20 protein-coding genes are annotated in these 22,984 nt (G+C 59.0%); 10 read left to right on the forward strand and 10 right to left on the reverse strand.

Annotated elements, in window-relative coordinates:
- Positions 1-454: 454 nt before the first annotated feature.
- Genes RDA78_RS14950 through RDA78_RS14965 form a run of 4 tightly spaced genes read left to right on the forward strand, consistent with a single transcriptional unit; the run spans position 455 to position 4,191 of the window.
- The gene (locus RDA78_RS14950) at positions 455-1,300 is read left to right on the forward strand and encodes a transketolase (protein ID WP_434050623.1); all 846 of its coding nucleotides are present in this window, start codon (positions 455-457) and stop codon (positions 1,298-1,300) included.
- On the forward strand, positions 1,297-2,328 hold the full coding sequence (locus RDA78_RS14955; RefSeq protein ID WP_434050624.1) for a transketolase family protein: 1,032 nt from the start codon (positions 1,297-1,299) through the stop codon (positions 2,326-2,328). Before RDA78_RS14950 ends, RDA78_RS14955 begins: the two co-directional genes overlap by 4 nt.
- Positions 2,264-3,238, forward strand: coding sequence for an L-threonate dehydrogenase (gene ltnD, locus RDA78_RS14960; protein WP_434050625.1), 975 nt, complete (start codon positions 2,264-2,266; stop codon positions 3,236-3,238). Before RDA78_RS14955 ends, ltnD begins: the two co-directional genes overlap by 65 nt.
- Positions 3,235-4,191 carry a D-2-hydroxyacid dehydrogenase gene (locus RDA78_RS14965; protein WP_434050626.1) on the forward strand — a complete coding sequence of 319 codons (957 nt, stop codon included), beginning with the start codon at positions 3,235-3,237 and terminating at the stop codon, positions 4,189-4,191. Before ltnD ends, RDA78_RS14965 begins: the two co-directional genes overlap by 4 nt.
- Positions 4,192-4,226: 35 nt before the next feature.
- Here the strand turns inward: RDA78_RS14965 and RDA78_RS14970 are convergent, their stop codons facing one another.
- Positions 4,227-5,183, reverse strand: a complete 957-nt coding sequence (locus tag RDA78_RS14970; protein WP_434050627.1) for a LysR substrate-binding domain-containing protein — start codon at positions 5,181-5,183, stop codon at positions 4,227-4,229.
- Between the two features lie 157 nt (positions 5,184-5,340).
- Between RDA78_RS14970 and RDA78_RS14975 the strand changes: the two genes are divergently transcribed.
- The 3 genes from RDA78_RS14975 to RDA78_RS14985 all read left to right on the forward strand — a co-directional run bounded on the left by RDA78_RS14975 (position 5,341) and on the right by RDA78_RS14985 (position 8,441).
- A complete protein-coding gene (locus RDA78_RS14975; RefSeq protein ID WP_434050628.1) occupies positions 5,341-6,318 on the forward strand; it encodes a TRAP transporter substrate-binding protein in 978 nt (325 codons plus the stop codon).
- A gap of 8 nt (positions 6,319-6,326) precedes the next feature.
- Positions 6,327-6,899: a TRAP transporter small permease gene (locus RDA78_RS14980; protein ID WP_434050629.1), complete on the forward strand. Its 573-nt coding sequence runs from the start codon at positions 6,327-6,329 to the stop codon at positions 6,897-6,899.
- Positions 6,900-7,001: 102 nt separating this feature from the next.
- Positions 7,002-8,441, forward strand: coding sequence for a TRAP transporter large permease (locus tag RDA78_RS14985; RefSeq protein WP_434050630.1), 1,440 nt, complete (start codon positions 7,002-7,004; stop codon positions 8,439-8,441).
- A gap of 114 nt (positions 8,442-8,555) precedes the next feature.
- Here RDA78_RS14985 and RDA78_RS14990 read toward each other — a convergent pair whose 3' ends face one another.
- From RDA78_RS14990 to RDA78_RS15005, 4 genes are all read right to left on the reverse strand, one after another.
- Positions 8,556-9,134, reverse strand: a complete 579-nt coding sequence (locus RDA78_RS14990; protein ID WP_434050631.1) for a thymidine kinase — start codon at positions 9,132-9,134, stop codon at positions 8,556-8,558.
- 100 nt (positions 9,135-9,234) lie between these two features.
- Positions 9,235-10,338, reverse strand: a complete 1,104-nt coding sequence (locus RDA78_RS14995) for an endonuclease/exonuclease/phosphatase family protein (protein ID WP_434050632.1) — start codon at positions 10,336-10,338, stop codon at positions 9,235-9,237.
- Between the two features lie 75 nt (positions 10,339-10,413).
- Positions 10,414-12,390, reverse strand: coding sequence for an excinuclease ABC subunit UvrC (uvrC, locus tag RDA78_RS15000; protein WP_434056149.1), 1,977 nt, complete (start codon positions 12,388-12,390; stop codon positions 10,414-10,416).
- Between the two features lie 77 nt (positions 12,391-12,467).
- Positions 12,468-13,481: a calcium/sodium antiporter gene (locus tag RDA78_RS15005; RefSeq protein WP_434050633.1), complete on the reverse strand. Its 1,014-nt coding sequence runs from the start codon at positions 13,479-13,481 to the stop codon at positions 12,468-12,470.
- 345 nt (positions 13,482-13,826) lie between these two features.
- Here RDA78_RS15005 and RDA78_RS15010 point away from each other — a divergent pair, with 345 nt between their 5' ends.
- The 3 genes from RDA78_RS15010 to RDA78_RS15020 all read left to right on the forward strand — a co-directional run bounded on the left by RDA78_RS15010 (position 13,827) and on the right by RDA78_RS15020 (position 19,570).
- Positions 13,827-14,495, forward strand: a complete 669-nt coding sequence (locus RDA78_RS15010) for an outer membrane protein (RefSeq protein ID WP_434050634.1) — start codon at positions 13,827-13,829, stop codon at positions 14,493-14,495.
- A 184-nt stretch (positions 14,496-14,679) separates the two neighbouring features.
- A complete protein-coding gene (locus RDA78_RS15015; protein ID WP_434050635.1) occupies positions 14,680-16,182 on the forward strand; it encodes an efflux RND transporter periplasmic adaptor subunit in 1,503 nt (500 codons plus the stop codon).
- Between the two features lie 199 nt (positions 16,183-16,381).
- Positions 16,382-19,570 (forward strand): efflux RND transporter permease subunit, encoded by a 3,189-nt coding sequence (locus tag RDA78_RS15020; RefSeq protein WP_434050636.1) that lies wholly within the window; start codon positions 16,382-16,384, stop codon positions 19,568-19,570.
- A 19-nt stretch (positions 19,571-19,589) separates the two neighbouring features.
- Here RDA78_RS15020 and RDA78_RS15025 read toward each other — a convergent pair whose 3' ends face one another.
- The 5 genes from RDA78_RS15025 to RDA78_RS15045 all read right to left on the reverse strand — a co-directional run bounded on the left by RDA78_RS15025 (position 19,590) and on the right by RDA78_RS15045 (position 22,896).
- Entirely contained in the window at positions 19,590-20,240 is a 651-nt protein-coding gene (locus tag RDA78_RS15025) for a glutathione S-transferase family protein (protein ID WP_434050637.1), read from the reverse strand.
- Between the two features lie 65 nt (positions 20,241-20,305).
- Complete coding sequence (locus tag RDA78_RS15030; RefSeq protein WP_434050638.1) at positions 20,306-20,956, reverse strand: ribonuclease T2 family protein; 651 nt, start codon at positions 20,954-20,956, stop codon at positions 20,306-20,308.
- Positions 20,957-20,969: 13 nt separating this feature from the next.
- Positions 20,970-21,416 (reverse strand): cytoplasmic protein, encoded by a 447-nt coding sequence (locus tag RDA78_RS15035; RefSeq protein WP_434050639.1) that lies wholly within the window; start codon positions 21,414-21,416, stop codon positions 20,970-20,972.
- Positions 21,417-21,512: 96 nt separating this feature from the next.
- Positions 21,513-22,361, reverse strand: coding sequence for a 23S rRNA (adenine(2030)-N(6))-methyltransferase RlmJ (locus tag RDA78_RS15040; protein ID WP_434050640.1), 849 nt, complete (start codon positions 22,359-22,361; stop codon positions 21,513-21,515).
- A 25-nt stretch (positions 22,362-22,386) separates the two neighbouring features.
- The gene (locus RDA78_RS15045; protein WP_434050641.1) at positions 22,387-22,896 is read right to left on the reverse strand and encodes a GNAT family N-acetyltransferase; all 510 of its coding nucleotides are present in this window, start codon (positions 22,894-22,896) and stop codon (positions 22,387-22,389) included.
- Between the last annotated feature and the right edge of the window lie 88 nt (positions 22,897-22,984).

Here is a 22,984-nt window from a genome sequence, read left to right on the forward strand (position 1 = left end):
TCCCTCCCTTAAAAGATTGTCTTTTATGTTGCCGGCCGGCAGGCGGCCGCTCTATTGAAAATAAGGATCGCGTGATTGAATCGCGTCCCGATCGTTTTATGCCTCCCCTTAGGTCGCATCAAGAGGCTGAGTGGGTGTGAGAGGGTCAAAACTTCTGCCGCTGTCCGATGCCGGTCGCGCGCACGCTCGTATCCGGCTGTTGCCGCCGCACGTTTTCAAGCTCCAAAATCCTGTGTGCCGCTTTGCGCTGAAACCCCACTCATCTGTTCCAGGTCAAGGCGGCATGGGAGGTATTGAAACATTCAGTTTAGTTCAACTTAACAAGTGTTCAGCGTTTGCTGTTTGAATCGTCGATGTCGTGCGACCTACAACTGTGGTTGGTCAAAGATCGTAAGTCTGTCTAAATTTCTGGGCTCTGTGCAGTCCTGGGCGGATTACAGGAACAGGAGGCAACATGCCGGGTCATCAGCAGTTATCCAATGTCAGCCTGGAGGAACGCGCATACCGTATCCGCCGGTACGCGCTTCGCATGGGAGAGGTCCAGGGACAGGGCTATATCGCCCAGGCCCTTGGTTTCGCCGACGTGCTTGCCGTACTCTATTTTCATGCGGCGACCTACAAGCCCGAGGATCCCGAATGGGAAGGCCGGGACCGTATCTATCTGTCGATCGGCCACTATGCGATCGCACTTTATGCCGCAATGATTGAAGCCGGTATCCTGCCGGAAAACGAGCTGGAAACATATGGTGGCGACGGCAGCCGGATGCCCATGTCCGGCATGGCTGCCTATACGCCCGGAATGGAAATCACCGGCGGGTCGCTGGGGCAAGGCCTCGGAATTGCGGTCGGGACTGCGCTGGGCCTGCGCCGCAAGGACTCGCAGCAGTTTGTTTACAATCTCCTGTCCGACGGTGAACTTGGAGAGGGTTCAACATGGGAAGCGGCCATGTCCGCAGCCCATCACAAGTTGTCGAACCTGATAGCCGTTGTTGATTTCAACAATCAGCAGGCGGACGGGCCGAGCCAGGAAATGCTCTGCTCCGAGCCGCTCACCAGCAAATGGGAGGCCTTCGGCTGGCACACCCAGCGCGTCGACGGTAACAGCATCGCCGCGCTCGCCGAGGCTTTCGACAGGGCGCGCAACTGTGAAGACGACAAGCCCCGCGTGATTATCTGCGACACCAAAATGGCAAAGGGCGTACCTTTTCTGGAACAACGCGACCGCAATCACTTCCTGAGAGTCGAAGCCGATGAGTGGGAGAAAGCCATCGAAATCCTTGACGGGGCGCAAGCAAAATGACCGCAAGACTTTCCAAATACGACCCCCGTCCGCCGGTCCCGAAAGGCCAAAGTCTCAAAACATCCGCGATGATCGCGTCCCTTGCGGATGAAGGAATGAGAACCCTCGCTGCCCCGTTCGGGCAGGCGCTGAACAAACTGGCTGAATCCAACGACAAGATCGTCGGGATTACGGCAGACCTTGCGAAATACACCGACATTCACGTCTTCCGGGACAAGTATCCGGACCGGTTCTACCAGATGGGCATGGCCGAACAGGTGATGATATCCGCCGCTGCCGGACTGGCACGGGAAGGGTTTACGCCATTCGCCACCACTTACGCAGTTTTTGCCTCCCGCCGTGCCTATGATTTCATCTGCATGGCGATCGCCGAGGAATCGCTCGACGTGAAGATCGTTTGTGCGCTGCCCGGGCTGACAACCGGCTATGGCCCGAGCCACCAGGCGACCGAGGACATCGCAATTTTCCGCGGTTTGCCGAACATGACCATCGTGGATCCGTGTTGCGCAACGGATATCATGCAGGCGACCCGCGCCATCGCTGACTATAAAGGGCCGGTTTACATGCGGCTCCTGCGCGGCAACGTGCCGGATGTGCTCGGCGAATACGGTTACGAGTTCGAGCTTGGCAAGGCCAAGATCGTGCGAGACGGAGCGGATGTCCTCTTTATCTCGACCGGTCTGATGACGATGCGCGTGCTTGAAGCTTCGAAGAAACTTGCTTCGGACAGGATCGATTGCGGTGTTTTGCACGTGCCGACCATCAAGCCTCTTGATGTTGAAACCATCCGCCGCGAAGCCGCGCGGGAAGGGCGCCTTGTCGTCGTCGCCGAAAACCACACCACAGTCGGCGGCCTTGGTGAGGCGGTGGCCGGGGAACTCATGCGCAACGGGATCTTCCCGCGCTTCCGCCAGATAGCGCTTCCGGACGCGTTTCTTGATGCCGGCGCATTGCCGACGCTGCATGACCGCTACGGCCTATCGGTCAAAGCGGTGCTGCGCCAGGTCAAAGACTGGCTGGGGGAATGAGATGGGTCAGCATGCGGTTGGTATAGTCGGCCTCGGGTCTATGGGATTGGGGATGGCCAGGAACATCCTCGGTGCCGGGATTTCGCTGAAGGGCTATGACATTTTCGAAGGTTCCCGTGCTGCGCTTGCCCAGTCGGGTGGGAATGTTGCGGAGAGCGTCGGTGCGACCGCCGAAGGCGTTGACGTTTTCATGCTGATGGTCGTGACTGCAGCACAGGCCGAGGATGTGATTTTCGGCGCCGGCAATGCGATCGCCAGTTTGAAGCCGGGTGCAGTTGTCATGCTGTGTTCCACAGTCGCACCGTCCGAGTCCAAGGCGTTGGGCGAGCGGGTAATTGCTGCGGGTTTCGAATATCTCGATGCGCCTGTCTCCGGCGGCAAGACCGGCGCTGATGCCGGATCCCTGACGCTGATGTGTTCAGGCTCCGACACCGCGTTCGAAACAGCGGAAGCTGTCTTGAAGGCGATTTCAAAAGTCGTGCATCGGCTTGGAAAGGAACCGGGTCTTGGTGCGACCTACAAGGTCGTGCACCAACTGGCCGCCGGTGTTCATCTGGTGGTGGCAGCAGAACTGATGGCTTTGGGGGCCAGGGCCGGGTGCGACGCGCACAAGCTCTACGAGATCGTCACCCAATCGGCCGGTTCAAGCTGGATGATGTCGGACCGGGTACCGCATATCCTGAACAATGACTACACACCGCGTTCGATGGTGGACATCTTCATCAAGGATCTGGGCCTTGTCCTGCAGACCGGCACCGAAAACGGCGTGCCACTGCCGCTTTCGGCGGTCGCACATCAGATGTTTCTGGCTGCGTCGGGAATGGGCTACGGCAAGCTGGACGATTCAGCCGTCGTGAAGGCCTATGAAGCCCTGACCGGCGAGCCGGTGGTTCCGGGAGATGCGTCTTGACCAGGATCGTCTTTCTGGATCGGGGCACGATTGGGCCTGCCGTTTCCATCACGCGGCCGAAAGCCAAGCACGAATGGGTGGAATTTGAACAGACGGACGAACATGAGGTTGTCCAGCGTTGTCAGAGTGCCAACGTTGTAATCACAAACAAGGTTCCGTTGCGCAGCGACATGCTGGACCGGTTGCCTGATCTCAAGATGATATCGGTCGCGGCGACCGGATACGATGTTATCGACATTGCCGCATGCCGGGAGATCGAGATCGCAGTTTCAAACGTACGCGGTTACGCAATCAATACCGTTCCAGAACATGCGTTTGCCCTGATTTTTGCACTCCGCCGGAACATCGTCGGCTACCGCCAGGACGTGATTGACGGCAAGTGGCACGATAGCGGCCAATTCTGCTTCTTCACACATGAGATCCGGGATCTTGCTGGATCACGGCTCGGGATCATCGGTGAAGGTATCATCGGCCAGGCGGTTGCAAGCATCGGGCGGGCGCTCAGCATGGAGGTCGTCTTTGCAGCTCACAAGGGCGTCCAAGGATTGGGCCCGCTCTACACGCCCTTCGATGAAGTCATCGAGACCAGTGACGTCCTGTCCCTTCATGCCCCGCTGTTCCCGTCCACTCGCAACATGATCTCGACACGAGAATTCGAACTGATGAAGAAACGCCCGATCCTGGTGAACACATCGCGCGGCGGTCTCGTCGATGAAGCGGCGCTGGTGACAGCGCTCGAGCGCGGTCAGATCGCCGGCGCCGGATTTGACGTTCTGACTAGTGAACCGCCGAAGGTGTGTAATCCGTTGTTGTCGGTCTTGGACCGGCCCAATGTGATCGTGACACCCCATGTCGCGTGGGCGTCCGAAGAGACACAGCAGACCCTATGGGATCAGTGTGTTGGCCACGTGGATAATTTCCTTGCCGGTGTTCCCACCAACACACTGACCTGATCCACTTCCGGCGGTGTCCGGTATCAGCCGGAACCTCAATCCGTGGCATAAGCGTTGTGCTGCACGCAGCCGAGCGATGCGAGCAGCCGAAGTTTCTCCTTCTCGTGAGCGGCGGCCTGGTCCTCGATCCAATCGGCGAAATTCTTGACCGCGCGCCTGTTCAAATGGCGCGGCGGGCAGCATAGCCAGTAAGTCGGAAAACAGAGTGTCCCGAGATCCGGGGCAAGCGGTACAAGATCGCCCGACTGCAGTTCCTTCATTGTCAGGGTCGCCGTCTCCAGAAGAACTCCAAGCTTGTCCTGGGCTGCCCGGATGGACATGGAGGAACGGTCAAACTTCAGGCCGTGCCCATCGTCCAAGGCATCGACACCATTCCGCAAAAGCCATTCGCGCCACGTAATCTGGGCCTTCACGGTGTGAAGCAATCGCATGTCGCGCAGGGCGTCCTTCAAACCGATCTGGTTGGCTTCCTGAGCCATGCGTGGATGGCAAATCGGCAAAACCCGGTCGGTTATCAGCGGTTTGGCGGCCAGTCCAGGCGGTGGCTCCAGGCCGTAGCGCAGTTCCAGGTCGACATTTTCCTTGTCAAAATCGGTCAATTCGGTCGTCGCATCTATCCGCAGGTCCAGATCCGGATGGGCTTCGACGAAACTGCCAATTCGCGGCGATAGCCAGCGTACCCCGAAACTGGGTGCAACCCTGATCACGAGCGAATAGTACTCACGTTTTCGCGACACACGTGACTGGGCATTTCGCAACAGCCCCAATGCCTCGGTTGCCGCAGCATAAAACCGTTCCCCTTCCTCCGTCAGAACCAGACGACGCTTGACGCGTCGAAACAATGCGATGCCGACGGACTCTTCCAAGCTTTTGATCTGCTGGCTGACCGCAGAAGGGGAAACCGTCAATTCTTCCGCCGCCAGGTTCACCCGTGACAACCGGGCCGCAGTCTCGAAGTACAAAATGGCGTTCAGGTTCGGAAGTCTTGCCATAGCAGTTTCTCCTGATTCAGGCTGGAATGAATTTGGCACGATTTCCCTAAGTTGTTAAGTTCAGCTTCACTTTCTGTCTTGTTTTCGCGTTTGAAAGGGAGCGTTCAAGCGGTTCTAATTCACTCATGCTTCATGATGTGAACAGGGAGGAAATCTCATGAAACGACTACCGCTTTGCCTTGCGCTGGCCGCCACAGTAGCGTTCGCAGCATCGGCCATGGCCGAGGAACTGGTGATCGGCACCAATGGCAAACCCGGCAATCCGCGTGTGACCGCGGCACAGCTTTTCGGATCGCTCGTCGAGCAATGGTCAGGTGGCAAATACACGGTCAAGGTTGCGCACTCGGCGACCCTGGGTGATGACCGCCAGATGTTGAAGTCGGTTCGCCTAGGGACAATGGAAATGACGGTCAACTCGGACGGTCCGGTCGCCGAAATCGTTGCCGATCTCAATGCGTTCGGTCTGCCTTATCTTTTCACCAGCCTGCCGCAGGCCTGGCAGGTGCTGGACGGTGAAATCGGGAAGAGCATCGCCGCACAGCTGGACGGCAAGGGTTATGTATTGCTTGCCTGGTGGGACAATGGCCTGCGCAAGATTACCCACGTCTCCAAGCCGATCACGTCGCCTGCGGATATCGAGGGAATGAAAATCCGCACGCCGCAGAGCCAGGTGACCATCGATGCCTTTCAGGCACTTGGCGCGAACCCGGCACCGCTTGCGTTCTCCGAACTTCCGGCCGCTTTGCAGTCCGGTGTGTTCGAAGGACAGGAAAATCCGCTGGCCAACATCTACTCGTCGAAGCTTCACGAGCTGACACCATATATCGCCAAGTCCAACCACAAGTACGAAATGGCGCCGATCCTTGCTTCCAAACGCTGGTGGGACAAGCTCAGCAAGGAAGACCAGGACTTGATCCAGCAGGCCATGGACGCTGCGACCTGGTACAATCGCGGCGTCTTCCTGATCTCCGATGCCGAGCTTGAACAAAAGCTCAAAGACGAAGGCGCCCAGTTTAGCGAGGTTGACACGCAGGCCTTCAAGGATGCCACTGCTGGCGTCTACGCGAAATGGGAAGAAGAGCTGGGAGATATCGTGCCCCGCATTCAGGAAGCCGCCTCCAACGCAGCACAGTGAGATCAGTCATGCGACAGCTGCTCACAGCATCGCCGGTGAAGGGGCCTCTCGGCCCCCTCGTCGCCCTACTGGACACGAGCGTTCGGTGGATTTGTGCCGCGACCTTGTGGCTTTGCTTTCTGGCCATGCTGCTTCCAACTTTTGCGAATGCCGTGCTGCGCTACGCGACCAACGAGAGCCTGGTCTGGTCCGTTGAAGTCGTTCAGCTGACGTTCCCGTGGTTCATCATGGCCGGTGCGGTCCTGGCTGCCCAACACTGTCGTCACATCAGCGTGGAATTGTTCCTGAACATGCTGCCCGACAGGTGGAGACTTTTGATCACGATCCCGGTCCAGATCCTGATTGTCGTGACCTGCGGTGCCGTGCTTTACGTCTATCTGGGCCTGGGAATGTTCGAGGGAGGAATGAATTTCGCGGCAGGCGATGTCAGCTTTACATCGCTGGGCATACCGCAGTTGTGGAGCTACCTGGCCATTTTCGCTGGCTATGCGCTGCTGGGAGTGACCGCCCTGACACGCATCTATCGGCAAGTTACCGGCGATCCGGGTCTCACGCACATCGGAACGCGGTCCATAAGTTGAACGCGTTCGCGCAAACACTGGCCGATAACCAGCCCGGTTCCATCGCAATCTCAAACGGAAAACCGGGGCCCATTTTTCCTGAGACTGACCAGGGAGGAAGTGATGTCTTCAATCGCGGCGATCGTCTTTGTGGCCCTGTTGCTGCTTGCCATGCCGGTAGCCCATTCACTTCTCTTGGCAAGTGGCCTGGCAATGGTGTCAGAAGACCCGATCTTCCTGTTTGAGGCGATCCTCAATCTCTACCAGCCGACATCCAGCTTCCCGATGCTCGCGATCCCGTTCTTCATTTTGGCGGGAGATCTGATGATGTCCGGCCGGTTCGGGGAATATCTGATCACATTCTCGAAAATTCTAGTCGGCCACCTGAAGGGCGGCCTTGCCCAGGTCAGCGTGGTCGGATCGCTTTTCTTCGGCGGTGTCTCGGGTTCGGCGGTGGCCGATGCGACGGCCATGGGCACGACCCTGATCCCGGTCCAGAAAAAACAAGGCTATCCGGAAGGCTTTTCCGCTGCCGTAAACGCGTCGTCCTCAACCATCTCTGTGCTGATTCCGCCTTCCATTCCGATGATCCTCTACGGTCTGGTCACGGAGACGTCCATACCGAAACTGTTCCTTGCCGGTATCGTGCCGGGTGTCATGCTGACGGTGATGATCTTCGTCGTCTGTTACGGTATCGCACAGATCCGGAACCTGCCGCGTTCACCCGTGGAAGCCCGCAATCGTCTATCTTTGCGGGCATTGTTCGATCTGCGCGACGCTCTCATGATTGTCGGCGCCTCCGGTGCGTTGATTGCACTCGCGGTTACCGGCATCGTGCCGGTCTGGGCTGCGTTCGTCACGGGTGCGGCCATCGCCTTGTTGCATACCAGCTTCCTGTCGCGGCGCTTTTCCTGGCGCAAGATGCCGGCCGATCTGGTCAAGGCTATTCCCGCCCTGCTGATGCCGGTGATGGTTGTCGTCCTGGCGCGGGGCGGTGTCGTCACGCCGACGGAAATCAGCGTCTTTGCCGTTGTCTATGCGCTGATCGTCGGCGTGTTCATCTACCGCGACCTGAGCACGGCCACAATCCTGCGCTGCGTCCTGACGACCGGCATGATGACGGGTGTGATCATGCTGGTGATCATGGGATCGAGCGTGCTGCAATGGATATTGTCATTTGAAAGCGTTCCGGAGAATCTGGCAAACTTGATGCTTGAAACCCTGAAGTCGCCATGGGCTGTCATTCTCGGTATGAACCTGCTCATGATCGTGATCGGTACGTTTCTAGATCTTCCTGCGGCCATACTGCTCCTGGCGCCTACCTTTATCGGAGTGGCGGCGCAGATTGGTCTGGAACCGGTTCAGCTCGGCGTGATGATGGTGGTGAATCTTGCGATCGGCCTTTATACGCCGCCAGTTGGCACGACTCTCTTCGTATCTGTGGCAATTGAACGCGTGCCAATGGGCAAGGTCGTTCTGCAGCTTCTGCCGTTCTACCTCGTTGCCCTGACAGTGCTTGCTCTGGTCAGTTTCGTGCCGGAACTGACGACCATTTTCCTGTAGGCAAGGTTCTTCAAAGGCTTGTCATGGCAGGCTACACCATCTGTCCGCTGGATGCAGACAGCGGCTTGCAGGAACGGTCCGGAGCATTTGGCAACGTGTTGAATACAGGACGCCCTATGCCAGTTCCCGGCGGCTCCAATGCTTGCGGCAGAGGGAGACATAGGTCTCGTTGCCGCCGATCACGACCTGTTCGCCTTCCTCGACAATACGGCCATTGCCGTCCAGACGGGCCACCATGGTTGCCTTGCGTCCGCACCAGCAGATCGTCTTGATTTCCTTGAGATTGTCCGCGACGGCCAGCAATGTGGCGCTGCCCGGAAAAAGTTTTCCCTGAAAGTCGGTGCGAAGTCCGAAACACATCACCGGTATGCGCAACTGGTCGGCAACATTTGCAAGCTGCCAGACCTGCTCTTCGGTCAGGAACTGTGCCTCATCGACGAGCACGGCGTCGACCGGGGTCTTTTCACGCGTTTGTTCCACGTGCCTGAAGACATTCTCATCCGCGGTGAAGATGTCAGCATCCGCGGCCAGACCGATCCGGGATGCGATCCGTCCCTTGCCGCCCCGGTCATCAAACGAGGCGATCATGAGCAGCGCATTCATGCCGCGTTCCCGGTAGTTGTAGGCAGCCTGCAGCAACACGGTGGATTTGCCGGCATTCATGGAAGAGTAGTTGAAATAAAGCTTGGCCATTCAGATCGTCTGAGAATCGGTTTGAAGATCTTCGCAGTGTTCCCAATCCGTGTGGCCGGCTCAAACACTTTTGCCCTGAAGTCACAGGGAATGAGCTGGATCAGTTTTTTGCAGGCAGTTCGATTTCAACAATGAGGGGCAGGTGATCGGAGCCGATATGCGGTCCGGTCGATACGCTCAGAACATTGATGTCTTGCGATACGGCAAACTGGTCCACGGGGGCTCCAAGGATCCAGTGAAGACGATGGTCGAAAAAGAACCGAGTGGTTCGTGGCCATCCTCCGGGATATGCGGTCTTGAGGTTGTTTTCGGTGAGCGTTTTCTGGAAGCGCGCGGACCAGGGCGCACTGTTCCAGTCGCCAACCACCAGCAGAGGACCCGCATCCCCTTCCTGAAGACCGTGAATTGTCTTGTCGGTCTCTTCAAAATACCGTCTCTTATTCTGCCATCTGACGTGATTGCGGGGACTGTCGGGGTGGACCAAAATCAGGTTCAGCCGCCGGTCTCCCGTGTCCAAGGTTGCCTTGAGAATTTCGCGATCGGCCTCGTGGGTGACGCTTGCACCCTCATGCAGATCACCCAGAACGATTTCCGACCTGGTCTGAAGAATTGGAAAACTGGAATAGATGACCAGGCTTTCGCCCGACCCGACGGAAAGGAATTCCGGGAAACCATTTTCCCCCTTGCTCCCGACCGGCAGCTCAAGCCGCTCCCAGCGCCGCTCCTGGAGCCACCACATCACCTCCTGAAGCACGACGATGTCAGGCTTTTCCCGCTCCAGAAATCGTGTCAGCCTCCGGTCACCCAGAAACAGACGTTCAACGTTGATGGAAATGATTTTCAGGCTGTGTCCGTTTGGAGCCGCCGCCCGGGTCTCTGCCGTGTTTTCCAGTGTCCGGGCTACGGATGCAGCGGCCAAGCCCAAGAACGCGGCCAGGGCCAGTGCGAATGTTGCCTTGTACAAACGGGATAAGCGGTGCGGCAACAAGAGACCGAGTGCTCCTGCAGCGCATCCCAGTAGCCCGGCGGCAAGAAACTGTCTCAAAAAGAAGCTCATGTTGTCCGCGAACCAGAAATCCGGGGCAACAAAGGCAGAGATGCCGAGTGTACAGAAGACCAGTGCCCCAAATGATCCGCACCAGCATATGAAAGACGCCAGCGAAGGAAGAATGCGCCACGGTCGTTTGGATTTGGTGGAAGACATTATGCGGTCGGGTCCTTGGCGCGCGCGGCCTGCAAATCGAAGCCCGGCCCCTTGGTCAGGACCGGAAACCTGTATTCACTCATGAAAATGATCGTAGACGAGTTTGGCGATCGCTTCCGAGATTCCAGGGACGGCCGCAAGATCGTCGACACCTGCCTTTGAAACGGCCTTGGCCGTGCCGAAATGCTGGAGAAGGGCCTTCTTGCGGGTGGGCCCGATCCCGGCAATCTCATCGAGCGGGTTCTTGGCAATGTCCTTTTTCCTCCGGGCGCGGTGGCTGCCGATGGCAAACCGGTGGGCTTCGTCGCGCAGGCGCTGCACGAAGTAGAGGACGGGATCGCGTTCCGGCAGCATGAAGGACTGTTTGCCGGGAATGAAAAACTTCTCACGCCCGGCATCGCGGTCCGGGCCCTTTGCGATGCCGACAAGAGGAACGTCGGTGATACCGAGTTCCTCAAGCGTCTCCCGGGCGGCGTTCAACTGACCCAGTCCGCCGTCGATCAAAACCAGATCGGGCCAGTCCGGCATGTCGGTCATGCTTTCCTGAGCGCTCGCCTCCGCCCCGGTTCCGTCAGTTGCGTGATCTTCTTCGGAGCGTTGGGGCTCCGTTCGGGCGCTTTCTTTCAACAGGCGCGAGAAACGGCGCGTCAGCACCTCGCGCATCATGCCGTAGTCGTCCCCGGGGACGAGGTCCTCAGACTTGATGTTGAACTTGCGGTACTGACCCTTTGCGAACCCTTCCGCGCCCGCGACGATCATGCCGCCAACCGCGTTGGTGCCCATGATGTGGGAGTTGTCGTAGACCTCGATGCGGCGCGGAGGGTGGCTCAGCCCGAAGGCTTCCGAGACGCCTTTCAGCAGGCGGGCCTGGCTGGACGTTTCCGCAAGACGCCGTCCAAGTGCCTCGCGCGCGTTCGTGAGCGCATGATCGACGAGTTCTTTCTTTTCACCGCGTTTCGGGACGGCGACATCCACCTTTCGGGCTGTCCGCTCGCTCAGCGCTTCGGCCAAAAGCTCCTGCTCGGCAAGCTCGTGTGACAGGAGGATCTGTTTCGGCGCGGGTTTGTCGTCATAGAATTGGGCGAGAAAACTCTCAAGCACTTCCGCTTCGCCGAGGGTCTTGTCAGCCTTCGGGAAATAGGCCCGGTTGCCCCAGTTCTGACCGGTCCTGAAGAAGAAGACCTGCACGCAGGACTGTCCGCCTTCGTGGTGAATGGCAAAAACGTCGGCTTCCTGAACAGACTGCGGGTTGATGCCCTGGTGTGCCTGGACATGGGACAAGGCGGACAGCCGGTCCCGGTAAATCGCCGCGCGCTCGAACTCCAGACCGGCGGAGGCGGCTTCCATCTGCTCGGCAAGCTGTTTCTTGATCAGCTGGCTGCGTCCGGAGAGGAAGGCCTTTGCTTCGGAGACGAGGCCCGCATAGTCCTCGGGATCGATCTCCCCGGTGCAGGGTCCGGCACAGCGCTTGATCTGATACTGCAGGCAGGGACGGGACCGGTTTTCGTAATAGCTGTCTGAGCAGGTGCGGATGAGGAAGGCCTTCTGAAGCGCGTTGATCGTCCTGTCCACCGCCCCGGCGGATGCAAACGGACCGAAATAGTCGCCCTTGCGCTTGCGCGCGCCCCGGTGCTTGACGATCGCGGCGGCCTCGTGGTCACCGGTCACCAGAATATAGGGAAACGACTTGTCGTCCCTGAGGAGGACATTGAACCTCGGCCGGAGCCGCTTGATCAGGTTGGCTTCCAGCAGCAGCGCTTCGGGTTCGGTCTTCGTGACGACGAACTCCATTGCCGCCGTCGACAGGATCATGCGCATGATCCGGTTGGACTGTCCCTGCAGGCGGGTGTAGCTGGTCACCCGTTTCTTCAGGCTTCTGGCCTTTCCGACGTAGAGAACTTCGCCGTTTTCGTCCAGCATCCGATAGACGCCGGGACCGTTCGGCAAACGCTTCACTTCGCCCGCGATGACCTCCACGCCCTTTTTCGCCGGGGCGGGTTCATCCGTGGCACCGTCGCCGTCAGTTTCTGAAGAATCGGATCTGTCCTGCATACCAGACATTTAAGCGCCATCGGCTCATTGGGAAAGAGGTATTCCCATCGGGTCCCTAGCGGTTGCTGCCTGATTTGTCAGCTGGCATGGCCGAACATGTACACCGTGGTGATGTAGAGCCCGTAGGCTGCCGTCATGGCAAGGCCGGAAATCTTGCCCAGACAAATGCGAAAGGCGGCGAGAACCGCCAGCAGCACCGCACAGGCGAGCATGACCCAGACATCGAGCTTGAGAACTTCGGGCGGGACGTCGATCGGAACGACGACAGCCGTAATGCCGATGATCGCAAGCAGATTGAAGATGTTCGAGCCGATGACGTTGCCGATCGCGACGGCGCCGTGTTGCCGGATCGCGGCCATGACGGTTGTTGCGAGTTCCGGAAGCGATGTTCCGAGCGCGATGACCGTGAGGCCGATCACAGCTTCGCTGACACCCCATTGGGACGCGATATCGGTGGCGCCGGTAATGGTGAAATGCGCGCCCAGAGGCAGCCCAACAAGACCGAGAACGATGTAGACCAGTGCAATCCAGACTGAGTCCGGCACGTCCTCGACGTCGTCCAGCGTATCGTCTTCGAGGACCTCCGCATCTGCGACGGCGGCTCCTGCCGACGCAGCGGAGATCGATTTCTGTTTCTTCCGGTGGCGGCGGGCGGTGATCGTGGACGCGGTCAGGAACATCGCGAGCAGAACCAGAAGCACGATCCCGGCAAGCAGCCCTATCGGTGTGAAGAAGCAGAGACCGATGAACACGACGGTGACGGCAACCATGAACATGGCATTCCGTGTTGCGCCGTCTTCCCCGCAAGGTGTCGCGGCAATGAGCGCGGGCATCCCGAGAACGAGCAGAACATTGGCAATGTTGGAGCCGACCACGTTGCCGATCGCGATGCCGCCGGCGTCTTCCATGGCCGCTTTGAGGGAAATGACGAGTTCCGGTGCGGACGTTCCGAAGGCCACGATGGTCAACCCGATGACCAGATTTGGGATTCCGAGCCGCTGAGCGATACCCACAGAGCCCCTGACCAAGACATCGCCGGCAATAATCAGCACAACCAATCCGCCTGCGAGGCTAATATAGTCAAACAGCATCTACGAATTCCGGTTCGGGTTTTTGCGGTCTGCGCGCACAGTTTCGGAAGGAGCGCGCAAATCAGTTGGGCGCCTTATACGCAATAGATTGGTACGGGGAAACCCGGGGACAAGCATCTTTGTTCCGGTTTCGTCGCAATTTGCAAATCGCTTAACGCTGCGTTCACCGTGACAGAATGTTGCCCTGATTTGTCATCAAAACTCCCAAATCTAAATCCTGATCCGCCACAAACGCTCCCCATATGTCGTTACCGGGGGAGTGAGGGCGCGGCATAACCGTCCCTTTTGCCTGGTCAAAGAACTTGGCCAGCTCAGTATGGATAGTTTGGATCTGGAGTATCATTCATGAAACGTCTTGCGCTTGCAGGCCTGGCAGTGACTGCCGCAACAGTGGGAACCGCCCCGGTTCTGGCTGCGGACCTTCCCCAGGCACCGGCTCCGGCCTATGAGGCGGTTCCGGCTCAGCAGCAGAGCATCGACTGGACCGGCATTTATGTTGGCGGCAATCTCGGCTGGTCATTCGGCAGTTTCGACAACCGGTTTGGCGGCATCAATCTTGATACCGACGCAAACGGTGTCGCGGGTGGTCTTTACACCGGCTATAACTATCAGGTAACGCCCAACGTCGTCGTCGGTGCGGAAGCGGACTTCACCCTGTCCGATCTGGAAGACACGAAATCCGCAGGTGGTGTGTCGCTCAAGTCCAAGTCTGACTGGAACTCGAATATCCGTGCCCGTATCGGTTACGCCTTCGACCGGTATCTGGTCTACGGGGCAGGTGGTCTTGCCCTGGCGGATCTTGAAGTGTCCGGCAATGGAGACAAGGACAGCAAGACCGCTGTCGGCTGGACCCTTGGTGTCGGCGGTGAAGCGGCCGTCACCAACAACGTCACTGCGCGTCTCGAGTATGCCTACCAGGATTTTGGCGACCAGGATTTCAACCTCAACGGGACTGGTGTCACGTCTGACTTCAGCAATCAGCTCGTGCGGTTTGGTGTCGGATACAAATTCTGATCTCCGCAGCACCTGATTTCAAAAAAAGACCGGTTCCGGAAGGAGCCGGTTTTTTTGTTACAAGTGGATACAAGCTTTTACGAAATTTGCCCCAAGTCCATGGTAAAACACGGGCTCGGCGCCATATTGGATGTCAGGTCGACGCTCCGGGCAGGGAAGCGTGGCGGTTTGAGTGGAGAGGTGCATGCGGTTTTTGATGCGCGGACTGGTCGGTCTGGCATTGATGGCGATTATGGTCGGCTTCGCAGGTTTCGGAGCCTACAGGTTGTATGGCGCCATGACGGTCGAGGAGACCGCGCGCGAGCGGCCAGCGCGTGAGCGCAGCTACACCGTCAACGTCGCGCAGCTTACGCCGCAGTCGATCAGCCCGGTCACGATTGCCTATGGCGAAATCGAAAGCTGGCGGACCCTCCAACTGAGAGCAAGTTCCGAAGGGCGCCTTGTGGATGTTGCAAGCAAGTTTCGCGATGGGGCCGCGGTGGCCGAGGGTGAACTCCTCCTGAGGATCGATCCGGCGAACGCGGAATTCCAGTTCCTCGATGCGGAAGCTGCTCTTGCAGATGCGGAAGCCCAGAAGTCCGAAGCGGAAGAAGCGATCGTCGTCGCGGAACAGGAACTGGAAGCGGCGCGCCGTCAGCTTGACCTTCGCAAACAGGCGCTGGAACGTCAATCGCAACTCAAGGACAAGGGCTATTCGACCGCCGTACAGGTTGAAACCGAGGAACTGGCCGTCGCTTCACTGGAGCAGTCCCTCAATAACCGGCTGCAATCGGTGATCGCTGCGCGCAGGCGCGTGGAGCGCATGGATCTCACGGTTCAACGGGCTCAGCTGGCCCTCGAGGACGCGGAGCGGGTCCTAGAAGAGACAACACTGACTGCCCCGTTCTACGGGTATCTTGCGGAGGTCGATGCCACGCTTGGCCGCCGTGTCAGTCCGTCCGAAACCCTGGCGATGCTGATCGATCCCACTGCGCTGGAAGTGAAATTTTCGCTTTCAACAGCGGAATTCTCGCGCCTTCTCGACCAAAGCGGAAGGCTGGTCAAGGCTCCGATCATTGTCACGCTTCAACTCGGCGGCAGATCTGTTGAAGTGCCCGGACGCATCGACAGGGCGGCTGCGATCGTGTCCGAAGGCGAGGCCGGCAGGACACTGTTTGCCACGCTGGAGATCGAGGCCGGAACCGTCTTGCGTCCCGGAGACTTCGTCAAGGTGGCAGTCGAGGAGCCGGAGCTTGCCAATGTCGTTGCCGTACCGGCCGCCGCTGTGACGGAGGACGGACGTCTTCTCGTTGTCACGGAGGACGAGCGCATCGACGAGATAAGGGCCCGCGTCCTGCGCCGCATGGGAAATGAAGTGCTGCTTGCAGACGTTCCGTTCGGCACCGATTACGTGCGTGAACGTCTTCCGCAGCTCGGCAAGGGCTTGAAGGTGTCGCCACGCCGCGGGCCGGGAGAAGAGCCTCAAGCCGACACACCCGTGACAGCGAGCGCGACGGATGGGGCCGGGCAACCTGCTGGCGACCTCGTCGCCCTGGAACCGGAAAGACGCGCGGCGCTGATCGCGCAGCTGACAAATTCCAACATGCCCGAAAACCGCAAGGCGCGGCTGCTCGCCTTGTTAAACGAGCCCATGGTGCCGAAGGATCTTGTCGACCGGCTGGAGCAGAGGCAAGGGCGCAAGGGATAGGTGATGGCTCATAAAGGAGACTGAAATGGCATGCGAAATGGCGAAATCCCGTCAGGACGGGTGTACGGAGCGGGCTTCCTGCACTTCCGCTTCTTGACGAGAAGCATGCCGCCTCAAACCGTTACAGCCTCATTAAAGGATCCATCACCTAGGGCAGGCCCAGCGGGCTCCCCTTTTGTGCCGAGACTGGAGTAATTGAATGCGTTCTCCCGGCGGACCCCGGTTTGCATCATTTCTGGACTACATGGTGCGCCATCGGACGGCGGCGAACCTGCTTCTGGCCTTGATGCTTCTGGCTGGCGTTGCAGCCGGATCGCAGATCAGGACGCAGTTCTTTCCCGATTTCGTGCGCGAGGAAGTCGATGTCGACGTTTCCTGGCCGGGTGCCGGCCCCGACGATCTCGACCGGTCCGTGGTCGAGATACTTGGAGCGCAGCTTCTGGCGATCAATGGTGTAGACGAGGCAACTTCGGTTTCGCGCGAGGGACGGGCTTCGATCAATCTCGAATTCGAAGACGGCTGGGACATGGGCCAGGCGACGGACGAGGTCAAGGCAGCCGTTGACCAGGCGCGTTCAAGCCTGCCTGAAGGGATTGAAGAACCGGTGGTCAGCCGGGGTGTCTACAGGGACCGAGTCACCGACGTCGTGATCTACGGACCGGTGGATATCGATCAACTGGCGCGGTTTGCCGAAGATCTGCAAACGGTGCTGTTCCGGGACGGTGTTACCCGCGTCTCCATTCAGGGGCTGGCAAATCCGATTATCCGGATCAACGTGGGCGAGGGGATGCTGGTGCGGCATGACCTGACCCTGAGCGAAGTTGCCGATGTCGTTGCCGCCGAGATGGAAACAACGCCCGCAGGAGATGTCAGTGGCAGCGGCGCGCGCCTGCGAACCGGGCAGACGCGCCGCAGCGAACAGGAATTGGGTGAAATCGTTCTGAAGGCGCCAAGTCAGGGTGAAAAGCTGCAACTGCGCTCTGTTGCCGACATCATGACCGAAGGCGTCGAGAGCGGCAGGGCCTATTACCACAAGGGCATGCCCGCCGTTGTGCTGCGTGTGGACCGAAGTGCCCAGGGCGACACGATTTCAATCCAGCGCGCCGTGGAGCGCATTACCGCCGAGTTCCAGAAGACGCTGCCGGAAGGTGTGGTGGTTCAGCTGACGCGCACGCGTTCGCAGAACATCATCGACCGGATGAACATCCTGATCGAAAACGGCCTGTTCGGGCTCGGGCTGGTTCTGGCCTTCCTGTTTCTGTTCCTGTCCGCGCGCACCGCCTTCTGGGTCGCAGCGGGCATTCCCGTCGCGATGTTTGCGACCATTGGCCTGATGTATGCCTTTGGTCTGACCCTCAACATGGTTTCGGTTTTCGCGCTGATCATCTGCCTCGGCATTGTCGTCGATGATGCCATTGTGGTCGGCGAGCATGCAGACTCGCTTCATCGCAAGGGCTACCCACCTGCGGAGGCCGCAAGCCTTGCGGCAAGGCGGATGACGGCGCCAGTCTTTACGGCGTCGATCACGACACTGATCGCGTTTGTCGGCCTGATCGCGATCGGCGGTCGTTTCGGAACGCTCATTGCAGACATACCGTTCACAGTGGCCGTTGTGCTGATCGCAAGCCTCGTGGAGTGTTTCCTGATCCTGCCGGCACACATGAACCATGCCCTGTCAGCCAGCAAGAAACAGCGCTGGTACGACATGCCGAACAGGGTTTTCAATCGCGGTTTCGTCTGGTTCAGGGAACGCGTCTTCCGGCGGTTTATCGACTGGATCCTGAAGGTCCGCTACCCGGCACTCGGATTCGCCGTCATGGTGCTGCTGCTCTCCGTATCGCTTTTTGTCGATGGCAGTGTTCGCTGGCGATTTTTCAACGCGCCCGAACGGTCGGTGGTGTCGGCAAGCATCGCCATGATGCCGGGCGCGGACCGGGACGACACCAAGGCGATGATCGCTGAAATGGAACGGGCGCTTGATGTCGTCAATCAGCGCTACGGCGAGGAATACGGCGATGCGCCCGTCCTGTTTGCCCTGTCGACGGTCGGCGGGACCGCCGGACGGGGCCTGAGCGGCGCAGACAGCAAGGATGTCGATCAACTCGGAGGGATCTCGATAGAACTGATCGATCCGGATCTGCGCCCCTATTCCGCATTCAAGTTCATTGGCGAATGGCGCAAGGAAATCAAACGGCCGCCCTTGCTTGAAACCCTTGCCTTGCGCGGCGAACGCTCGGGTCCGGGTGGCGATGCGATTGATGTCCGGCTTTACGGCACCTCGACAGAGAACCTGAAGGCGGCGGCTGAAAGCCTGAAGCAGGCACTCGCCCCGCTGCAGGGAGTGAGTGCACTGGAAGACACGCTGGCCTATGACAAGCCGGAACTCAGCCTGAGCCTGACGCCCAAGGGTGAAGCTCTCGGATTCAGCACGGACGATGTCGCGCGCATCCTGCGCAACCGCCTCGAGGGGATCGAGGTTGCCGAGTTTCCGGTCGGCCGCCGCACCGCCAAGGTGAAGGTTCTGATGCCGGACGAGGAGACCGATGCCTCGTTCCTCTACTCCACGCGCGTTCGGACCGAGGCAGGCACCTATGTTTCCTTGAGTGAGATCGTGCAGGCCGACAGCAGCTACGGATTTGCGTCCATCAGGCGCAGCGATGGCCTGCGGACACTCACGGTCAGCGGTGATGTTTCAGAAGACGACCCGGAAGCGGCGGCCAGAGTGACCGCCCTCCTGGAAAACGAACTGTTGCCGCAGCTGGCAGCCGAATTCGATGTCGAAAGTGAAATGGCGGGCCTTGCAGAGCAGGAAAGATCGTTCCTGTCGGATGCGATGGTGGGTTTCGCACTTTGTCTTGCCGGGATCTACCTCGTTCTGTGCTGGATTTTTGAATCCTGGACACGGCCGCTGATGATCATGATCATCATTCCGTTCGGATCGATCGGCATGCTCTGGGGGCATTACATCCACGGTGTGCCGTTATCGATGTTTTCGGTCGTCGGTTTTATCGGGATGTCCGGGATCATTATCAACGACAGCATCGTGCTTGTGACCACAATCGATGAATACGCGCGCAATCATCCGTTCCGGCAGGCGCTCATCAACGGGGTCTGCGACCGGCTGCGCGCCGTCGTCCTGACGACCGCGACGACGGTTTTCGGCCTGGCGCCATTGCTTTTCGAAACCAGCCGCCAGGCACAATTCCTGAAGCCGACCGTGATCACGCTTTCCTACGGGTTGGGGGTCGGTCTGTTCCTGGTGATCCTGCTCGTCCCGGCGCTGCTTGCGGTGCAAAGAGACTTCGGCCAGTCCGTCGCAAGCGGGCGCCGGCTGCTCAAAGCCAGAGGGCGTCGCCCGCTGCAGGGCAATCCGTCCAAGACGTCCTGACAGGTGTCTTGGGCAGGTGCTACTTGAGTTCGACCGCCGCGTTGTCCGGAACAGGCGCGGCCGGCTGGCGGGTGTCGGCAAAGGCCGGCACGGCGGCTTCAAATGCGTTCAGCCAGGCGACCAGTTCGGGATGGCCCTCCCGCCAACCGTCGCCGAACCGCATGTCAAGATAGCCGAGCGCGCAGGCAAGCGTCAGAGTGGCGGCGTCGACATCTTCGGCGGTTGCCGGTGCCGGCGGGGTGTTCTTTTCGAAATGTGCAAGACCGCGTTCCACCTTTGAACCCTGGTAGGCATCCCAGGCGGGGTCACGATAGTTGGGCTGCTTGAAGCGCTTTTCGTAAACACGCAGCAATGCTGCATCCATGATACCGTCGGCGAGGGCCTGATCGCGCAGGACGGCAAACCGGGCTTCTCCAACGGGAAACAGCCGGTTGCCGCCCGCGAGAAAATCCAGATACTCAAGGATGACGGCGCTGTCGTAGAGAACATCGCCGCTTTCGAGAACAAGGGCCGGGATCTTCCCGAGCGGGTTCTGTCCGCGAAGATTGTCAGCCGGATCAGCGGTGTTTGCGTCCACGACCTCGATCCGGTCCTTGAGGCCAAGCATCGCCGCGGCCACCTTCACCTTGCGCCCGAACGGGGACGGCGGCGATGAGCGAAGTTTCATCATGAGGTTTCTCCTGAAGCTGAGACAGGCCGACGCCGGATGGGTCTGACGCCCTTTGAAGGTACTTCCTAACGGCCCGGCGGCGGAACAGACAGGCTATCGGTCCGGCAGCCGCGGCGGTCGACATTGGGGCAGGATCTGAATTCCAGGTCCTTGGTCAGGCAAATCCGTATTTCGTCGAACTCCCCGCGGGAACAGGTGACCGCCATGGCGCTTTCGTCAAGCCCCGGGTTTGCCAGACGAAACGCTTTCTCCACGGTCTGCGGTGATGCCTTGCCCCGTTTCTGCAGTTTCGTGAACGCACCGGGGATGGAGATCTGCTCAAAGGCGCGACGGGTCAGGTCGAAATACTCCTCCGGATCCAATCCCGAGCAGGTTCCGTGTTTGCGCCACTGATGAAAGACAAGCCCGTGGCTGGGCATGATGTCTTCCATGCCGACCGCTATCTGCCGATCGATCCTCCTGGGGCCCCGGCATGACTCCGGATAGCCGCGTTCGTATTGGGGCCACAGACCGTGTACCACGAAGCGAAAGGGGTCACGCACGTTGCATTGGTGAGGGTTTGCGTCTGCGCCTTCCTGTTTGCAGTAGCTCGGCGACCACGACAGGGAAAGCACATAGAAATCGAAGTCGCCGGGCTCGTCTGCAAGACTTGCCGCCGATATCAGAACGCAAACCAGAAAAGCTGTCAGGCTGCACGCACGGCTCAGAGGGGCCATGGCAAGACCTGGTTCACTGCGGCTTTGTGGTTCGGCAATGAGAGCCGTAGACGCGCCACTTGTCGAGTTCAGACAGGCAGGTTTCAACGTTCCAACTGACACCCACGAAGCCGGCATGTTCCTCAATCAGATAATGCAGATGCTGATGGGAGCCGTCGGACATGTTCGCAGTGCCGGTGCAGTGACGCCGTGCAAGCGGACTGACCTCGTTCACCTTGAAGGCGATTTCGGTAATTTCCTCGATACCGACGATTTTCCTACCCGCGTAATAGTCCGCATAGGCGCGCGCCACAGATCTGCGGACCGCTCTCTGAACCGTGTTCGCCGTGCACTCCGGCAAACGGTTTTTGCCGCTCAAGGAAAGGTAGGCTCGGTTTTCTTCTGCTCCGGACGGAATGACAAGAAAAGCCCAAACGGCAAGGGTTGAGAGGATCAATCGGGCGAAACGGGCGATGTGCACGGCATGGTCTCCGAGAGGCAAATAATGTGACAGACGATGGGGGAGGGAAGCCCGAAGGTCAAGGACTTGGTGTCCCAAAACAGCCAGAATATGCAGTTATTCGCCAATCAGTTGGGTCACATCCCAGCCAGAGCCCGGACCCTGGTGCAAAATGGAGTTGAACCAGGGCAGGAGTGTCCGCATCTCGTCGGCAAGCGTAAAGGGTGGATTGATGAGCGTCATTCCGGATCCCAGCATTCTCGTATCGGGCCCGCTCTTGCCGGCCTTCAGTTCAAGTGACAGAAGGTCCCTGATACCCGCCGCGGCGAATGCGTCGTGCATGCGCCCGATCGATCTTGTGTCCTTCAAGGGGTACCAGATCGCATAGGTTCCACCGGCCCACCTCTTCCAGGCCTTCAGAACCGAAACGGTCATCCTGTCGAACTCGTCGGCGACTTCGAAAGCCGGGTCGATCAGCACAAAGCCTCGCTTTTCCTTGGGGGGAAGGAAACTGCCCATGGCCAGCCATCCGTCTAGATGAATGGTCTTGACCTGGAAATCCCCGGCAAAGAGATCCGACAGGGATTTGAAGTCTACCGGGTGAAGTTCCGTGAGTGTCAGCCTGTCGGACCTGCGCATCAGACGACGCGCCAACACGGGCGACCCGGGGTAGGTTTCCAGCGCACCATCGGGGTTCAGATCCCGGACAACCTCCAGCCAGGGCTGAAGCAACGCAGCGACCGCATTCGGTATGTCAGCGTCCAGCACCTTGGCGATGCCCTGCTGCCATTCACCTGTTTTCCGGGTTTCCTCCGACGTCAGATCGTATTGGCCGATGCCGGCATGCGTGTCCAATATCCGGAACGGCTTTTCCTTCCGCTGGAAATACACGATAAGGCGCGCCAGCACGGCGTGCTTGAGCACGTCGCCAATGTTGCCCGCGTGGTAGGCGTGTCTGTAGTTCATGTTTTCTTTCGGGGCGTGAAACCGGTCACCGCGCAGGTTCCGGATCGCGCTGCATGTAAATGACGGATGTCGCACCGTTATCCGCCCGGCCAATTTCCTGGAACCCCAATCTGCTGTGAAACCGCAATGAGCCGGGGTTCGGTGGACGTTCGTTGACCTCGCAGGCGAAACAGCGGCCGGTTCCGGCCTGATGCTCAAAGAGTGCAGCATAAAGCGCTTCGCCGATCTTCTTTCCGCGCTGGGTATCGTCAACGAATATCCGGTCGGTATAGGCGAATTGTTCAAACCTGTCGCTTAGCCACCGGTAGTTCGGACTGGTGTAACCGGCCCCTTCACCGAAACACAAAAGCATGCCGACAGGCGTGTCGTCCATGAGTGCGACGAGACACAGAAGTGACTGGTCCACCAGATCGAGCATCTCTTCGGCACCAAGTTCATTAACTGCCGGAACGGCCGCGTTGTTGAGCGAAAGCAAGGTGCTGAGATCGCCAGGCTCGAATGAACGGATCTTTGCGGGAGAGGTAGATTGGGTCATCGCAAACGCAGCCAAGGTGGTGGTGATCCGCTGGAATCGCGGTTCGGCGCTGAAAGGAGAGGTGTTAGTGCGGAAAAAAGAACGAGCG

It is taken from the genome of Roseibium sp. (genome assembly GCF_051016195.1).
Lineage (GTDB): Bacteria > Pseudomonadota > Alphaproteobacteria > Rhizobiales > Stappiaceae > Roseibium.